The sequence below is a fragment of the Azospirillum lipoferum 4B genome (assembly GCF_000283655.1).
Lineage (GTDB): Bacteria > Pseudomonadota > Alphaproteobacteria > Azospirillales > Azospirillaceae > Azospirillum > Azospirillum lipoferum_C.
Genome location: NC_016588.1, coordinates 129,340 through 144,343 on the forward strand (window position 1 = coordinate 129,340; position 15,004 = coordinate 144,343).

At 67.8% G+C, this 15,004-nt stretch carries 14 protein-coding genes and 1 pseudogene; 8 read left to right on the forward strand and 7 right to left on the reverse strand.

Annotated elements, in window-relative coordinates:
• Positions 1-39: 39 nt before the first annotated feature.
• Positions 40-1,173, reverse strand: a complete 1,134-nt coding sequence (locus tag AZOLI_RS29570; protein WP_014189953.1) for an aromatic ring-hydroxylating oxygenase subunit alpha — start codon at positions 1,171-1,173, stop codon at positions 40-42.
• A gap of 69 nt (positions 1,174-1,242) precedes the next feature.
• Positions 1,243-2,391, reverse strand: a complete 1,149-nt coding sequence (locus AZOLI_RS29575) for a sialidase family protein (RefSeq protein ID WP_014189954.1) — start codon at positions 2,389-2,391, stop codon at positions 1,243-1,245.
• Positions 2,392-2,615: 224 nt separating this feature from the next.
• Between AZOLI_RS29575 and AZOLI_RS29580 the strand changes: the two genes are divergently transcribed.
• Positions 2,616-3,605, forward strand: a complete 990-nt coding sequence (locus tag AZOLI_RS29580) for a hypothetical protein (protein WP_014189955.1) — start codon at positions 2,616-2,618, stop codon at positions 3,603-3,605.
• 31 nt (positions 3,606-3,636) lie between these two features.
• On the opposite strand, the gene AZOLI_RS29585 is transcribed toward AZOLI_RS29580, so the two are convergent.
• Complete coding sequence (locus tag AZOLI_RS29585) at positions 3,637-4,590, reverse strand: glycosyltransferase family 2 protein (protein WP_014189956.1); 954 nt, start codon at positions 4,588-4,590, stop codon at positions 3,637-3,639.
• 13 nt (positions 4,591-4,603) lie between these two features.
• On the reverse strand, positions 4,604-6,973 hold the full coding sequence (locus AZOLI_RS29590; RefSeq protein WP_014189957.1) for a glycosyltransferase: 2,370 nt from the start codon (positions 6,971-6,973) through the stop codon (positions 4,604-4,606).
• Between the two features lie 120 nt (positions 6,974-7,093).
• Between AZOLI_RS29590 and AZOLI_RS33000 the strand changes: the two genes are divergently transcribed.
• From AZOLI_RS33000 to AZOLI_RS33880, 7 genes are all read left to right on the forward strand, one after another.
• Entirely contained in the window at positions 7,094-7,402 is a 309-nt protein-coding gene (locus AZOLI_RS33000) for a type II toxin-antitoxin system VapC family toxin (protein ID WP_193353766.1), read from the forward strand.
• Positions 7,403-7,430: 28 nt separating this feature from the next.
• Positions 7,431-8,069, forward strand: coding sequence for an NUDIX hydrolase (locus AZOLI_RS29600; protein ID WP_014189958.1), 639 nt, complete (start codon positions 7,431-7,433; stop codon positions 8,067-8,069).
• Positions 8,066-8,365, forward strand: a complete 300-nt coding sequence (locus tag AZOLI_RS29605; RefSeq protein WP_014189959.1) for a hypothetical protein — start codon at positions 8,066-8,068, stop codon at positions 8,363-8,365. Before AZOLI_RS29600 ends, AZOLI_RS29605 begins: the two co-directional genes overlap by 4 nt.
• Before the next feature lie 197 nt (positions 8,366-8,562).
• A complete protein-coding gene (locus AZOLI_RS29610; RefSeq protein ID WP_044553818.1) occupies positions 8,563-10,482 on the forward strand; it encodes a PhoX family protein in 1,920 nt (639 codons plus the stop codon).
• A gap of 274 nt (positions 10,483-10,756) precedes the next feature.
• Complete coding sequence (locus AZOLI_RS29615) at positions 10,757-10,978, forward strand: hypothetical protein (protein WP_014189961.1); 222 nt, start codon at positions 10,757-10,759, stop codon at positions 10,976-10,978.
• A gap of 35 nt (positions 10,979-11,013) precedes the next feature.
• Entirely contained in the window at positions 11,014-11,232 is a 219-nt protein-coding gene (locus AZOLI_RS29620) for a hypothetical protein (protein WP_014189962.1), read from the forward strand.
• Positions 11,233-11,481: 249 nt separating this feature from the next.
• Positions 11,482-11,916, forward strand: coding sequence for a hypothetical protein (locus AZOLI_RS33880; RefSeq protein ID WP_081506039.1), 435 nt, complete (start codon positions 11,482-11,484; stop codon positions 11,914-11,916).
• On the opposite strand, the gene AZOLI_RS29625 is transcribed toward AZOLI_RS33880, so the two are convergent.
• From AZOLI_RS29625 to tnpA, 3 genes and pseudogenes are all read right to left on the reverse strand, one after another.
• Positions 11,880-13,970, reverse strand: coding sequence for a recombinase family protein (locus AZOLI_RS29625; protein WP_014189963.1), 2,091 nt, complete (start codon positions 13,968-13,970; stop codon positions 11,880-11,882). The genes AZOLI_RS33880 and AZOLI_RS29625 overlap by 37 nt on opposite strands.
• A gap of 477 nt (positions 13,971-14,447) precedes the next feature.
• Positions 14,448-14,603, reverse strand: a pseudogene (gene tnpB / locus AZOLI_RS29635) (IS66 family insertion sequence element accessory protein TnpB); the annotation flags it as partial.
• Positions 14,600-14,992: an IS66-like element accessory protein TnpA gene (gene tnpA, locus AZOLI_RS29640; protein ID WP_014189965.1), complete on the reverse strand. Its 393-nt coding sequence runs from the start codon at positions 14,990-14,992 to the stop codon at positions 14,600-14,602. The pseudogene tnpB and the gene tnpA, both read right to left, overlap by 4 nt.
• Positions 14,993-15,004: the final 12 nt, after the last annotated feature.

A 15,004-nucleotide genomic window follows, 5' to 3' on the forward strand; every position in this document is an offset into this window, starting at 1 on the left:
TGCCGTCCTGAAAAGAACTGGCTTTGCCTGGCCTGGGCGTCAGCCCCCCATCATCCCCCGCCAGACCGCGTGGAACTGCTGGATGCGTTCCTCGTTCAGGCCGAGCAGGGCGGGGCGCTCCGTCTGGCGGCAGCCCCGGAAGGCCAGTTCCGACGCCTCCTGGTCCTCGCGCAGCAGGGCGACGTTGAGATCCCGTGCCCCCTCCTCGATCAGGCGGCGGGCGGCGGGACCGCCCCGGCCACCTTTGCCATCGGCATCGCCCTCCGGATCGGCCAGGAACAGGCGGAGGTTCAGCGCGCAGCGGTCGGGGCCGAGCGGATCGTAGGTCTGGACGCTCATCACCGCGCCGCGGGTGAAGCCGATCTCCAGGTTGGGGAAGATGTGCAGGTGGTCGTACTCGCGCAAAAGCGGGCTGGGGCGGAAGCCCAGCCGTTCGGACACACCGTCCCACCAGCGGGCGCTTTTGTCCGACACCGACGTGACGCCGCGGGAATGGGCGCCGTCGTAATCGCAGCGCCAGTCGCCCTTCACCAGCTTGCGGAAGGTCGTGGGGTGGGTGAGGTCGGCGTGATAGACCTCCAGCACGCTCTCCACCCCCATCTTCCAGTTGGCGGCCCACTCCATCGCCTGCTCGTCGAAGGGGCGGACGAAGATTTCCGAGGCATGGCGCAGCACGTCGCCATAGACACCCAGCCAGTCGTCGAGGCCCGGCCCCTCCGCCGCCACCCGCAGGAAGACGAAGCGGCCGCACACCCCCACCGCTACCGGCGTCAGGGCATGGCCGCAGCGGCCCTCGCGGTCGAGGCCGAAATTCGCCTCGTTGCCGGGAATGCCGTAGGGCACGCCGTCGCGGTCGAAGGTCCAGCCGTGATAGCCGCAGCGCAGCATGCCGTTGCCGCGCGGCGCCCGGTGGATCAGGGCGAAGCGGTGGGTGCAGACATTGCGGAAGCCCCGCAGTTCCCCGTCGAAATTCTGCACCAGCACGTCCAGCCCGCCGATCCGCCGGGTGAGATAGTCGTTGGGCCGGGCAAGCTCGTCGGTGAAGCCGGCAAAGACCCAGGAACGGCGGAAGATCCGCTCCTCCTCCGCCCGGAAGATCTCCGGGTCGTGATAGGAGGCGGGGGAAATGCCGGGGACGGCTTTCGCCGGAGCGAAGGGCAGGGTCTTTTCCATGGGTGCGAAGGGTAGCCCGCTCCCCGCCGCCCGGTCCAGGGTACAGCGGGTCGCAGGATGCACCTGCCGTCAGGGCCGGAACAGCGTCGCCTCGATCCCGCGCGAGCCGGTGGCGTCGCAGATGTAATAGGCGACCATGGCGCGGCCGTCGGGCAGCACCGACGCCCAGGGATAGCCGAGATCCGGCGCCGGCCCGTCGTCACGCAGAATCAGCTCCGGCACCTCGTCCGGCTGCTGGCGGCGCGGGTCGTAGAGGCGGGCGCGCACGCCGTAGGGCGCATGGCGGTAACCGCCGACCAGCAGCAGGCGGCCGTCCGGCAGCGGGCAGGCGTCATAGGGATGGCCGACCACCGCATGACGCCGCCACGGCTCCCAGCTGTGGCCGAGGTCGGTCGAGCGCGAGGTCGCCAGACAATCGTCCAGCCCGGTGGTGCGGTGGAAGGCGTGCAGCACGCCGTCGGCGTCCAGATGCAGCGCCGTCTCGCAGAAGCCGGCCTTGGCGTCGGAATCGATGGCGATGACTGCCCGGTGCACCCAGCTCTCGCCCCGGTCGGTGGAGGCGAAGAGATGGCTGGCATAGGTGCCGGTGGAGGGGTGGTGGGTGTAGCCGGTCTGCAGGATGGTGCCGTCCGGCGCCTCCACCGCCCGGCCGCGCACCGCCCCGCCATGGAAGGGCCGCCGGCCCGGCACGAGGTCGGGATGGCCGGGCAGGGGGGGCAGGTCGCGGTGCGGGGTCCAGTTCCGCCCGCCATCGTCGCTGTGCCGGCTGTAGCCGCCCCAGAAGATGTAGAGGTCGCCGGTCTTCTGCGGGCTGCCGGCCAGCCCGATCCCCAGCGCGCGCAAATCGTCCCCTTGGGACGACGGCACAGGGTACCAGCGGAAGCCGGTCAGCAGGATGCGGCCGTCGCGCAAGGTGAGCAGGCTGGCGTCCTGGTCGGCCGCCTGCGGGTCGGGGGACAGGGCGACAGCCTCCCCCAGCGGTTCCGCATCGGGGCCGAGCCGCAGCAGAACGGTCTGGGAGCGGGAATCGAGATGGTCGACATGGTTGAACCCGGCCTCTCCCGCCCCGTACTCCGGCCCGCGCAGCCAGCGATGGTCGCGCGCCCGCCGGAAGGCGAGCAGAACCGAACCGTCCGGCATCGCGGTCAGCGACGGGAAGGACGCGTAGAAACGCGGATCGCGGTACAGCACGCGATGTTCGACACCGGCCATGGCCATCGGGGTCTCCTGCCTCCTCCGTTCATGAAAGACCGTGCACCTTATGCCGGCGTGCCGGTCGGCACGGATACTGGCGGTCATCGTCAATGACCGCCAGTATCATACCCCGCGACGCCGTGCCTCAGCAGCATGACGGTGCGGCGAAGGAGATGCGCCTTGAAAGGCGGATGCCCTTATGGAGAGTATCCGTCGCAAGAATTCTCCAATAACGCGGCACAGCATCCATGGCCTCCTCCTTCCTGCCCGCCTCCGCTCCCATCGGCAGCTTTCTGGACAATGTGCGCACGCGCATCGCCTCGCCGCGGGCCTACTGGCGCAAGGTGAAGGCCGATCCACGCTATGCCATCTACGACATCCTGCCCATCGTCACCGATCCGTCCTTGCGCGACCGGCTGGCGGCGCCGATCGCGGCACGGCGGCCGCGCACACCGGGCTTCCACCCGTCGCTGGAGGCACGGGACTGGTGCCGGACGCTGGAGAGGGACGGCATCACTCCGCTGCTGCCGCCGGTCGCCCCCTCCATCGTCGCGAGCATGCGCGCCTATTTCGAGAACACTCCCTGCCAGGATCCCTTCCGTCCGCATCTGGGCTGGTTCCGGCCCGACAGCCCACCCAGCCCCGACTCCAACATGGGCTATCACGGCATCGATCAGATCCTGCGCGCCCCCCATGTGCTGTCTCTCTTCAACGACCCCCAGGTTCTGGAGACGGCGGAGCTGTATCTCGGCTGCAAGCCGACCCTCGACAACATCGGCTGCTGGTGGTCCTGGGGTGGGGAGAACTTCGGCGGGCGGGAGGCGGCCAAGGGCACCCAGCGCCACCACCGCGACCTGGACAGCCTGCGCGGCTTCAAGATCTTCTTCTACCTGACCGACGTGGACGAGGACGGCGGACCGCACGTCTTCGTCAAGGGCAGCCACCGCAGCCGCCTGCTCTCCACCGGCCGCGCCCTGACCGACGCGCAGGTGGAGGCCGCCTTCGGCACCGCCGGCACGGTGACGATGACCGGTGCGGCCGGCAGCCGCTTCCTGGGCGATACCTACGGCGTCCACAAGGGTGCCCTGCCGCGGCGCGGCCGGCGCCTGCTGCTGACGGCCCAGTACAACGTCAACCGCAGTCCCCACGGCCCGACCGTCCCGCCGCTCGACCGCCGCTCTGCGGACCTGCCGGACGGGCTGGACCCCTTCGTGAACAGGATCTACGTGGCGCCGTAAGGGAGAGGACGGGGCTGCCCTTTCCGCAGCTTCAATTCATCGCCAGAGCCGAGGCATAGCCGAGCTGGTAGTACAGCCGGATAAACGCCCGCAGGGGTTCCCCTTCCAGGGTTTCGACGTCGATATCGGCCAGCTTGGCCAGATTGACGTTGAAGTCCCAGCGCTGTTCCCTCAGCCCATATCGCCGTTGCGTCAGGCGGTTGGAGACCCCCTGGTAGAACATCCGCCGCATCAGCCAGCGACGGTTCAGCCGGTCGGGGTGGATGAGATGGAACACTGTCGCGGACGGCACGTAATAGGTCGCCGCTCCCGCGCTGCGCATCTCCATGAAGACCATGCCTTCGTTCGTCAGCAGCCCGTCCCCCTTGCGGCCGAGATCGGTCGAGAAGGAACGCCCGGCCATCAGCCGCTTGCGGAAGGCGCAGTTTCCCTCCCCGAACCATTCGCCCTCCCGCAGGAAGCGGGAGTCGCTGTCCCACCCCCAGCGGCACGAGAAGGAATGCATCATGTCGTCTGCCAGCCAGTCGGGCCTGGGCAGGGCGCCGAAATCCGGTTCGACCTCGCCGGCAACGATGTCGACGGCATCGCCCAGCCGGTGGAACGGCTCCAGCAGCCGCTCCAGCCAGCCGTCGCAGGCCCGCTCGTCGTCGTCGATGAAAACGATCAGCTCTCCCACCGCCTCGGCCACGCCGCGGTTGCGGGCGGAGCTGACGCCCGGCCCGGTCTCCAGGACATGGCGCAGGGGCACCCCCCGCAAGGCGAAGGCGGCCTGCCGGCTCTCGACGACCGGGCGCCCTTCCGCCAGGGCGGAATTGTCGATCACGAGGATTTCATGGGCGGAGCCTGAAGAGGCGCCGCCCACCTGCTGCCCGATCAGGCTGTCAAGGCAGGCGCCGAGCAGCTCGGGCCGCCGATAGGTGCAGATGACGATGCTGACTGCGATCTCCGGGGCAACGGCGGCGGCGGGGCGCTGGGTGGTCGGCATGATGTTTGGCCTGTCAGTGATCGGCGTGAACGATGCGCAGGCCCGGCAGGCCCCAGGCGGTGACGTCCATGTCGCGCGCCATTGCCGCCAGCCCCTCGGTCTCGATGTAGCCGCGGTGGCTGTAGGGCGGGAAACACAGCCCCTCGCGGTGAAGGTCCGCGCGCACCAGCAGCGCCGTGCCGCCAACCCCGTCCAGCGGCACGGCCTCCTCTCCCGGAAAATCGCCCAGATAGCGCCGTCCGGCGCCGCGCGGCGGCTGGAAGATGCCGTCGGCCAGATGGCGCGGGTCCTCCGTCTCCCCCTCCAGCCGGAAGCTGTTGAGGTCGAAGGTCCGCCCGTCGGGCAGGACGCAATGGGGGACGACGATGTCGCGCCCGGCGGCGATCAGCCGGGCCGGCAGATCCGGCGGGTAATCGACCAGATCGGCGTCGAGCCACAGAACCCAGTCCTCGTCCCCCAGCGCGCCGGACAGCAGCCGGTTGCGCGCGCGCGCCAGCACCTCCCGCCGCCGCCGCTGGATCGCCGGCGCCCAGCGCGGCCCCTCGGGGCGGAAGCCGTGGTCGTGGCGCAGCAGCGTCACCCGGCGATAGCGCTGCCGCAGCTCCGGCAGCCTTGCGGCCAGCCAGTCGTGGGTCCCGTCGCGGCTGTCCCCCTCCAGAAAGCCCAGCGACAGGCGGGACGGATCATGGTCGAGCCGGCCGAGCAGCTCCAGGTAGCGCGGCAGATGGGCGACCGCATCCTTCACCGGGGTCAGCACCAGCACGCTGTCCTGCCGCGCCGCGGCGTCGGCCGGGGCAGGGGACGGGGCAGGGGCAGGGGACGGGGCAGGGGCAGGGACGGCCCGGCGGTAGCCTTCCACCGGCAGGCGCTTGCCCATCTCCTCCAGCACGGCCCGGCAGCGCCCACCGTCGAAGCGGGCGGTGGCCGCCTGCCAGTGGGCTTCGAAATGGGAAGCGGCGAAGGTGTTGCCGCCATGGACGACATAGGTGTAGAGCCGCGGCAGGTCCATGCGGACGACACGGGCGCTGCGGCGCAGCTGCTCGACCACCGGCGTGTCCTCGCCGTGGCGAAGGGCGGGGTAGCGGGGCATCGCCGCCTTCTCGCACAGAAGCGAGCCTTCCCAGTCCCGTTCGCAGGACACCGCCAGCCGGTTCTCCGCCGGCCACCAGATCATCCAGCGGCCGAGCAGGCAGGCCTGGGCGCCGGCGGCGGCCAGCACCCGCTGCTGCATCTCCAGCCGGCAGGGGTCGTAGAGGTCGTCGTCGTCCCATTGGCAGACATAGCGGCCGGCCGCCTGGTCGACGGCGATGTTGCGCAGCTCGCCCAGCGTCAAGCTGCCGGGCAGGGAGCCGGTCTCCACTCGGATCAGGCGGATGTTCGGGCAACCCGCGTCGCGGATGGCGCGCTCCAGCGGGTCGTCCTGCGGCAGCGCCGGGCTGTCGCAGACGATGACCAGCTCGCGGTTCGGATAGGTCTGGCGCGCGAAGCCCTCGATGGCGAACGTCAGCAGTCCGCTCCGCCCCCTGGTGACCATCAGGCAGGAGATCGGCGGCAAGCCGTCCGCCGTCCCCCCGGCAGGACGTTCTCCGTCCGGCCGCCCGTCGGTCACCACCGCCGCGACCTGCCGGGGCAGTTCGGCAGCCGGTCCGGCGCCGCGTTCCGCAGCACCGCGGAACCATGTCCCCTCCCAGTAATGGACGGCATAGGCGTCGCGCGTCGCCTGTTCCCAGAAGACCGGATCGAACAGGCGACCGCTCCAGCACTCGTCCTTGGTGACGGGGTAGAGCAGCTCCGGCGGCAGCACCGTCACCGCGGCCGGGCCATCCTCATACCGGGCTCCCGCATAGTCGGCATGGGCGCGGGTCAGCAGGAAGGGGCCGGTGGCGTCCAGCACGTCCCCGCAATGCCGCGCCTCGACCAGCCGGGACAGCAGATGGTCCCAGAAGGGATGGCCGGGAACCGAGGCGAGGAAGGACGGACAGAGGATGCGCGGCAGCCCGCGCTCCGCCGCCTTCGCCAGCCGGCCATGCTCCTCCGGCTCCAGCCCGACGATGAAGCTCCGGCCCTCCAGCAGCCCGTCGATCGGACGCAGGCATTCGAAATCGAGGTCGGCATAGACCCCGCCGAAGCGGCGCAGGATCAGGTAGCGGGCCAGATCGATGCGCGCGATGGGATCGGCATAGCCGTGGAAGACCGGCAGCAGAGCCGGATGCTCCTCCGCCATGAAGCGCCCGATGTCGTCGTCGGTCCAGAACCGATAGGCGAAGCCGGGATTGCGCCCGGTCCAGCTGCGCTGAAGCGCCTGGAGACCCGGCGGAACGTCGCGGGTCTTCCAGGTCTGGTGGATCAGGCGCGGAATGGGGGAATTGGCTTCAGTCTGCATGGCTCTTGATGGGAATGGAGCGCAAACCGATAAGCATTTTGCCGAAGCGGCTCAATGCAAATGGATGTTCTGAATTAATCTGTCACAACCCGTTTTATTCGACACACGCCGTTAGAGAAAATGCTTTCAGTTCCCTCCACCACAATTCTTCCCGTTTCCCGAGGCATCACCGCGGAACCGAGGAATTTTCATCAATACGGGTTGAAATTATCAGTCGCATTCAGAGGAAGCGCCCTGGATGCGCGGCTGGCCGAGCAGGGTGGGCTGGTCGCCGGCTTCGATCCGGCGGTCTGCCTGACGGCCGGCATGATGGACTGGCCTCACCGTGATCCTTTTGACAGTCTGTTGGCGGCGACGGCGATGCACTACAAGCTGCCGCTGGTCTCCGCCGGCGCGGCCTTCGACGGCATCGTCACGCGGCTGTGGTGATCGCCCCCGTCCCAGAACAGGCCATTCCATGCCCGGACATCGCCCCTACCGCCTGCATCGCCCCTGGACCGTGCTGGACAGCCGCGAGCTGCTCGACGCCGATCCCTTCCTGAAGGTGCGGGTGGAGACGGTGGAGCTGCCGGACGGGCGGCGGATCGACGACTATTACCAGTTCGACCAGCCCTCCTTCGCCTGCATCTTCGCCGAGACGGCGGACGGGCGGATCGTCACCTACCGCCAATACCGCCACGGCCCGCGCAAGGTCGGTCTGGTCTTCCCCGGCGGCCATCTGTCGCCCGGCGAGGAGCCGCTGGCCGCGGCGAAGCGCGAGCTGATGGAGGAGACGGGGATGGAGGCGGAGAGCTGGACCGACCTCGGCGCCTACATCGTCAACGCCAACCAGGGCGGGGCCTGGTCGCACATGTTCCACGCCACCGGCTGCCGCCGCGTCGCCGATCCGGTAACCGACGACCTGGAGGACACCGAGATCCTGCTCCTGACCCGGCAGGACCTGCTGGAGGCCATCGGCCGCGGCGAGATGCACCTGCTGACCCAGATCGCACTGGTCGGCATGGTCTGGCAGGCCGACATCGCGCGGGTGCTGTCCCGCACCCACTCCCCGGACACAGCATCGCCAGACACAGCCAGTCGAGGAAAAACCGGATGACCCGCTTCGCCCTGTCCATTCCGATGGTCGCCGCTCCGATGGCCGTTCTGTTGACCGGCGCTCTTGCACTCCCGGCCGCCGCCGAGCCGATGAAGGGCCGCTACGAGCTGCGCTGCCAGGATCCGCAGACCCGGCAATGGACCGTCGCCGGGCAGGTCGGCGACCCGGAGATCGTCGATCGGCCCGCCACCGGCGGAAAACCGGCCGGGCGCGAGGTGCGCGGCACCGGGGCCGACGGCAAGCCGATGGTCCTGCCCATGCCGTCCGACCGCACCTGCATGCTCAGCGCGCGCTGAGCATGGCCCACTGACCGATGGGTGGCCGCATCCAATCGAATGGGCGGCGACCGCCAAATTGTAACATCCCCGCTGTAGCTTCCCGACGCTCGCCAAGAACAAGGCCGCGCCGAACGGGCCCCCTCCGGGTCCGGCGACGCCGCTCACGCCAGCCGCTTGCCCTGTTGAGGGTTCGGGAGACACCAGCCATGACCAACCTGCCCGTCCAATTGCCTGAAACGTCGCGCCGTTCGGTGCTCCGCGCCCTTGCCGGGCTGCCGCTGCTGCCGGTCGCCGGCATCGGCGCCGGAGAACTGCTGTTCGCCTCGGGCGCCGAAGCAGCATCCGCCAAGGGCGCGCCGGTCGCCGTCGAGTTCGTCGGCATGGCCGCCCCCACCACTGCTGCGGCGCAAGCCAGGACCGTGGTCGAGTCCAGCATGGTCGTGACCTGGGCCGACGGCTCGAAGCAGAGCTTCGCTCTCGGCTATCAGCCGCTGTTCATCACCGGCGACATGGTTCCGGACGGCAAGGGCGGCACGATCCTGGCCGGCGGCTATACCGACATCGACGGCAAGCCGATCCTCGACCGGTCGATGGCGACCCCGACCCAGTTCTTCTCCGACTGCCCGGACGGCTGCAACCTGCTGGCCCCGGTCCCGGGTGCCAAGGTGGCCGGCGTCACCGGCAACACCCTGTTCGCCGTCGTCCAGTTCGAATATGCGACCCGCGATTCCAAGGACGCCTCGATGTACGGCAAGCTGCCGTCGCCGATCGCCGTCCTGACGCTGGACCAGAACAAGGAAACCGGCGCGCTGAAGCTGGTGCAGTACCACAATGTCGACACCAGCCCGGCGCACGGCCTGTGGATCACCTGCGGCGCCAGCCTGTCGCCCTGGAACACCCACCTGTCGAGCGAGGAATACGAGCCGGACGCGACCGCGCTCGACGACCAGTTCCGCGCCTACAGCAAGAACCTGTTCGGCGACGAGACCAAGGCCAACCCCTATCACTACGGCCACCTGCCGGAAGTGATCGTGAACCCCGACGGCACCGGCACCATCAAGAAGCACTACAATCTCGGCCGCATCTCGCACGAGCTGGTGCAGGTGATGCCCGACGAGCGCACCGTGCTGATGGGTGACGACACCACCAACGGCGGCCTGTTCATGTTCATCGCCGATCAGGCGAAGGACCTGTCGGCCGGCACCCTCTATGCCGCCAAGATGGAGCAGGAAGAGGGCAAGGACATCGACAAGGGCGGCGCCTTCGCGCTGAAGTGGGTCAAGCTGGGCCACGCCACCAGCGCCGAGATCGAGAAGCTGGCCGACAGCCTGAAGGCCGCCGACATCGTCGAGGTGAAGAAGGAGGATCCGAAGGACCCGTCCTTCACCGCCATCGGCTTCAACGGCAAGACCCAGTGGGTCAAGTTCAAGCCGGGCATGGAGAAGGCCGCCGCCTTCCTGGAAACCCACCGCTACGCCCCGACCGTCGGCGCCACGCTGGCCCTGACCAAGCTTGAAGGCGTCACCGTCAACGCCAAGGACAAGACCGCCTACATGGCGGTGTCCTACATCTACAAGTCGATGAGCGACGGCAAGAGCGGCATCAAGGTGAAGGCGATCAACGCCGGCGCCGTCTATCAGCTGCCGATGAAGGGCGGCCAGACCGACCTCGCCGGCGCCGCCATCGCCAGCGACTGGGTGCCGGTGCATTTCAGCCCGGTCCCCGCCCTGGTCGGCCGCGACCTCGCCACCCCGGACGCCATCGGCAACACCGCCGACGCCGACCTGATCGCCAACCCGGACAACCTGAAGTTCTCCGAGAAGCTGCGCACGCTGTTCATCGGCGAGGACAGCGGCAACCACGTCAACAACTTCCTGTGGGCCTACAACGTCGACAGCAAGAAGCTGGCCCGCCTGCTGTCCTGCCCGGCGGGGGCAGAGTCGACCGGCCTGCAGGCGGCCGACGACGTCAACGGCTTCTCCTACATCATGAGCAACTTCCAGCACCCCGGCGACTGGGAGAAGGGCCTGCACGACAAGGTCAAGGACAGCGTCGCCTCGCTGATCGACGATGCCTACCGCAACCGCCGCAGCGGCGGCGTCGGCTACATCCACGGGCTGCCGCAGGCCGTCTGATGGTAACGGTCTGACCGAGGCGGTCCATCGGACCTTCGAGACGACAGGAAGCGCGGCCGGGCAACCGGCCGCGTTTTTTCATGCCCTCGATCAAAAGAAGTAACTCTACCGCCAAATCGCACAGTGGTGTTCGGCGGCTTTTTTCTTGGAAGTGGTAATCACCAATCGACCTGGGACCAATCGGTGATCTTAACACCTCGTTAACTGGCCGGATGGCTCAATAAGCTCATCAGAGCGGGCAAAAGCCTCCGCCACGAATACAGGGATCGTCGCCATGTCCAAGACCGATTGCGCCGCCGAGATCTTCAAGTCCGCCGCTCTGCACCTGGATATGGTCGATGAATTCATCGCCATCGCCCAGTCGAAGCTGAACAGCGTTGACAGCGAATTCACCCGCGACAGCCTGGCCGACCTGCTGTCCGGCCTGACCGAACAGCGCGAGACCTACGGCGCCGTGCTCGCCGCCGCCCAGCCCGTCACGGCGCTCGCCGCCTGATCCGACCGCTCCCTTTCTTCCGAAAGACCGTCATCATGCCCTCCCCCATCGCCGCCCCCATCGCCAAGGACGTCCTAGCCTCTGCCGCCCTGCATCTGGAGGTGCTGGAGGAGTTCATCGCCGTCGTCCGCCGCCGGCTGGCCGCCTCCGACGATGCCTTCGCCCGCGACAGCCTGAACGACCTGCTACTGAGCCTGACCGAACAGCGTGACGGCTATCAGGCGCTCACCGTTCCGGCGACCATCAGAGCATAGATGCCAGGAGACCGGCCCCAAGCTGGAGTTGCGCCGGTTCAGTGGTTCTTGCGCACTTTGCGTGGATGGTCCGGGTTGTGGTGGCGAGCAGACCGGTTATTGCCCACATGGAAGGAGCATGCAGAAGTTCTCTTTCCTTCCGGGCTGCCGCGTGCTTCAGATCGAGCGTGGCAGCCGCGGCTCCTTTGTCATTCTTGCAGAAAGTCGCCGAGGTAGTGGTCGTGCCCGCACTGTGGCGCTGTCAGCCGCTTGGTTCACAGCCGGTACCGGCGATCTCCTGCCGACCTCCCGGCCTTTGGGCATGAGCTCCGTGTTACCTTGCTGGTCCGGCGGTTCTATTGCCGGCAAGCGACCTGCCCCAAACGCACGTTCGCCGAGTGCTTTGCCGGCGCTGTAGCCCCTCACGCCCGACGCACCCGGCGGCTGGCCAAGGCGCTGAGCCGGGTCGGGATTGCTCTCGGGGGCGCTGCGGGGGCGCGGCTCGCCCGCGGGCTTGGGATGCCAGTCAGCAGGGACACCCTGCTACGTGTCATCCGGGCATTGCCCTTGCCGACCGTTAAACCGCCGCGCGTCATCGGCGTGGATGACTGGGCGCTTTCTGTTCCGGGGGCGGCGCGCAAATCGCGTGACATAGTGCATCTCTCCTTTCACAATCCTGGCAACAGCATCGTCTCATCTCTTTGATAATCAATGAGGTTCTTGGGGCGCCGCGCCTTAATCTCGTTCACGCCCGTTTGCACGGCGTCCGTGTCCAAGGCTGCCATGGGAATGTGCCACGGGGCTGATGGGACAAGCTGCGTTGCCGGCAGGATCCCACGCTGAATAAGGCGGTGCACGGAGGGAATGGAGATGCCGAGCCGCTTCGCCGCCTTGTCGGCCGTCAGCGTCTCGGGACGGGGCACGGTCGGGTCGAAATCGGAAAGGCCAAGTCGCTCCCGCAACAGCCGAACCTTCACGGTCGTCCAGGTCTCTCCGTTATCGCTCCGGCACTTCATGCGGTTCAACGTGACGGAGATCTCATGATCCGGCCAATGTCCGGACAGCTTGCGCACGACCTCCACCGCTCCTGGATGTGCTTTGTCCGCTCGACGCCCGGTCCTGGCCCGTGGGACACGCAGTTCGGTGTGTCGGCCACCTATCCAATGAATCCGCAGCACCGCCTCGTACGCCGCGTCGTCGAGGTCGATCACCACCTCCTCCACGAGTAGCCGGGTCAGACGTTGCCGAGTTCGCGCGTCCGCTGTCGGTGCATTCCAGGCCGCCGACAGATCGTGAGCCAACCCCAGAAGAGCCGCCCTGTTCACCCTTGGGCGCGCCGATGAGCGCGCCTCGGCCTCGGCAATCCGACGTTCGATCTGCGCCACCCGTTCCAGAGCCGTATTCCAGCGCGCTTCCAGTTCTCTCACGACATGGCGCTTTTCCGGCTCCACGAGGTCGTACCGGCGAGCCGCCAACGAGGCATCATAGCGGGCCGCCTCCAACTCGCGCTCCAGCGCTGCCCGCTCTTCCGCCCCCGCCGCAGCCGCCTGGTCGGCGGCAAGCAGGGCAGCCTCCACCGCTCTGGCAGAGACGGCTTCCAGCATCTGCGCCACGACCGCCCGATCGACACGAATACCGCCGATGCCGATGCACAGACCGACACCGACATGGGCATCGTCACCTCGGCATTGGTAACGGTGGGCATGCCCCGACTGCATGCCGTAGAAGACCCGCATCTTGCGACCGCAGTGCCCGCACCGGACCAGCCCGGTCAACAGTGCCCGGCCGCCCCGGCCGGCCTTGCGGGCGGCACGCTTCTGCATGTGGGCGTTTTCCTCCAGCATGCGCTGATGTTCCTCGAACTCGGCCCAGGTGATGTAGCCCTCGTGGTTGTCGCGCAGCAGGGTATTCCACTCGGTGCGCTCCCGTTTATGCCCGCTCGTCTTCCGAGCCCGGCCCTCGACAACGCGAGTCCGGTTACCCCGCCGGCCGAACACATAGGCGCCGGCATAGATCGGGTTCTGCAGGACCTGGATCACCGTGTGGTACGCCGGCGGCTGCCAGAGGATTTTGCAGGCGATGAGGTTGCGCCGCACGACGGGGAGCGACAGTTCGGCGGCGCGCGCCCAGAGAAAAACCTGGCGGGCGCTGCCCAGTTCTCGGAACTTGCTGAACAGCATCCGGATCGCGCCGGCAACGCGCTCGTCAGGATCGATTTCGATCCGTCCGGCCTCGTTCCAGCAGTAGCCGGGCGGTAGCGTGAACCGCAGTTCCCCCCTGCGGGCTTTTCCGTCTCGGGCTTCGATGCCGCGTTGACGCAGCAGGCTGAGTTCGTACTCCGACATTGTTCCCTTCAGGCCGAGCAGAAGGCGGTCGTTCAGCAGCCTTGGATCATAGACCCCATCTGGGTCGACGACCAACGCCCCTGCCAGAGCACAGAGGTCAATGAGGTGGTGCCAATCCCGGCCGTTGCGGGCCAGCCGCGATGCCTCGATGCAATAGACGGCACCGACGGTGCCGGCGCAGACCGCCGCCACCAGCTTCTGAAAGCCAGGACGGCTTTCGAGGCCGGAACCAGAGCGGCCAAGGTCCTCATCGATGATCATGACATCGACGAACCCAGCCGCCCGTGCGGCGTCAGCCAAGTCATACTGTCGACGACGGCTTTCCGTATGATTGATCAGCTGGCCGGGTGTGGACTGGCGGACATAGATCGCGGCACCGCGGCCGAGGTGATCAGCGGTGATCTTGGGGCTCATGGCCGTCCTCCTTTTTCTTCGTGCCCAGCCGGGCTCCGACGGCTTCCAGGAGGAGGTCCGCCAGGACCTGCACGACCTCGTCCGGAACCACGAGACCCGGGAGTGGAACCGTGAGGTCGAGCAAGAGTTGGGACGTCGGCCGCGGTCGTCTGGTCATCGGCAACCTCCTCCGTGGGTGAGTTGTCCGATGCTGCGCCGCCGCCGATCGAGTCCCGCAGATCCGAGAGAACTGCCGCCAATGCGCTAAGGGCTGCGACTGTGGTCTGCGGCGGACCCAATGCCGCCATATCAAGGCAGTAAGCCGGGTCGCACATCCAGGCCGGCAATTCCCGGGCGGTATCGGGGCGTTCCTCGAGCCACAGGACGGAGTGGCCACCACGTACTGTCCGGCTCACCACCCTCAATGTCTTCCCGTACAGCGGGTGCCACGGATACTCCACGCGAGCCGACTCGAAACTGTATGCTGAATGACGCTCAATCCCCGCGACGTCCACGGAAGACGTATAAATCGCCGGCATGAGGATCGCGGCCAAGACCTTCCTGGACCTTCAGCGCCAGCGAGTTCATCCCGCAGCGCATGTCGGTGATCCCGCCGGCCAGCCAGACCCGAACGCCCGAGGGGACCGGGATCATGCCGGCCGTCCCGACAGCGCGGCGATCACCGTGCCGACCAGGGCCGGATCGACCGCGCCGGTGATGCGCACGCGCGCCGTCGCGAACTCGACCTCGATGAGGCCGGCTGGTGGGCCCGCGGGCGCCGCCGTCGGCTCCGTCATCTCCTCCGGTGCCGGAGCGTCGGTAGCGACGGTGATCGGCATGAAGGCGGGCAGCCGGGGCTGCTGACCGAAGAACTGGCGGCGCCAGCGGTACAGCAGGCTGACGTCCACGCCCAGGCGCCGGGCGACCTCAGTCGCCTTGACGCCAGGCTGGAACGCCTCTTCGACCAGCCGCAGCTTCTCCTCGTCGCTGAACTGCCGCCGCCGCTCCAGGCCCGTGATCACCTCGACGCGTTGGATAGTCATAGGGTCTGCCAT

Coding starts and splice junctions, on each gene's coding strand:
- AZOLI_RS29570 (WP_014189953.1), bottom strand. CDS start 1,173: ATGGAAAAGACCCTGCCCTTCGCTCCGGCGAAAGCCGTCCCCGGCATT.
- AZOLI_RS29575 (WP_014189954.1), bottom strand. CDS start 2,391: ATGGCCATGGCCGGTGTCGAACATCGCGTGCTGTACCGCGATCCGCGT.
- AZOLI_RS29580 (WP_014189955.1), top strand. CDS start 2,616: ATGGCCTCCTCCTTCCTGCCCGCCTCCGCTCCCATCGGCAGCTTTCTG.
- AZOLI_RS29585 (WP_014189956.1), bottom strand. CDS start 4,590: ATGCCGACCACCCAGCGCCCCGCCGCCGCCGTTGCCCCGGAGATCGCA.
- AZOLI_RS29590 (WP_014189957.1), bottom strand. CDS start 6,973: ATGCAGACTGAAGCCAATTCCCCCATTCCGCGCCTGATCCACCAGACC.
- AZOLI_RS33000 (WP_193353766.1), top strand. CDS start 7,094: ATGCTTTCAGTTCCCTCCACCACAATTCTTCCCGTTTCCCGAGGCATC.
- AZOLI_RS29600 (WP_014189958.1), top strand. CDS start 7,431: ATGCCCGGACATCGCCCCTACCGCCTGCATCGCCCCTGGACCGTGCTG.
- AZOLI_RS29605 (WP_014189959.1), top strand. CDS start 8,066: ATGACCCGCTTCGCCCTGTCCATTCCGATGGTCGCCGCTCCGATGGCC.
- AZOLI_RS29615 (WP_014189961.1), top strand. CDS start 10,757: ATGTCCAAGACCGATTGCGCCGCCGAGATCTTCAAGTCCGCCGCTCTG.
- AZOLI_RS29620 (WP_014189962.1), top strand. CDS start 11,014: ATGCCCTCCCCCATCGCCGCCCCCATCGCCAAGGACGTCCTAGCCTCT.
- AZOLI_RS29625 (WP_014189963.1), bottom strand. CDS start 13,970: ATGAGCCCCAAGATCACCGCTGATCACCTCGGCCGCGGTGCCGCGATC.
- tnpA (WP_014189965.1), bottom strand. CDS start 14,992: ATGACTATCCAACGCGTCGAGGTGATCACGGGCCTGGAGCGGCGGCGG.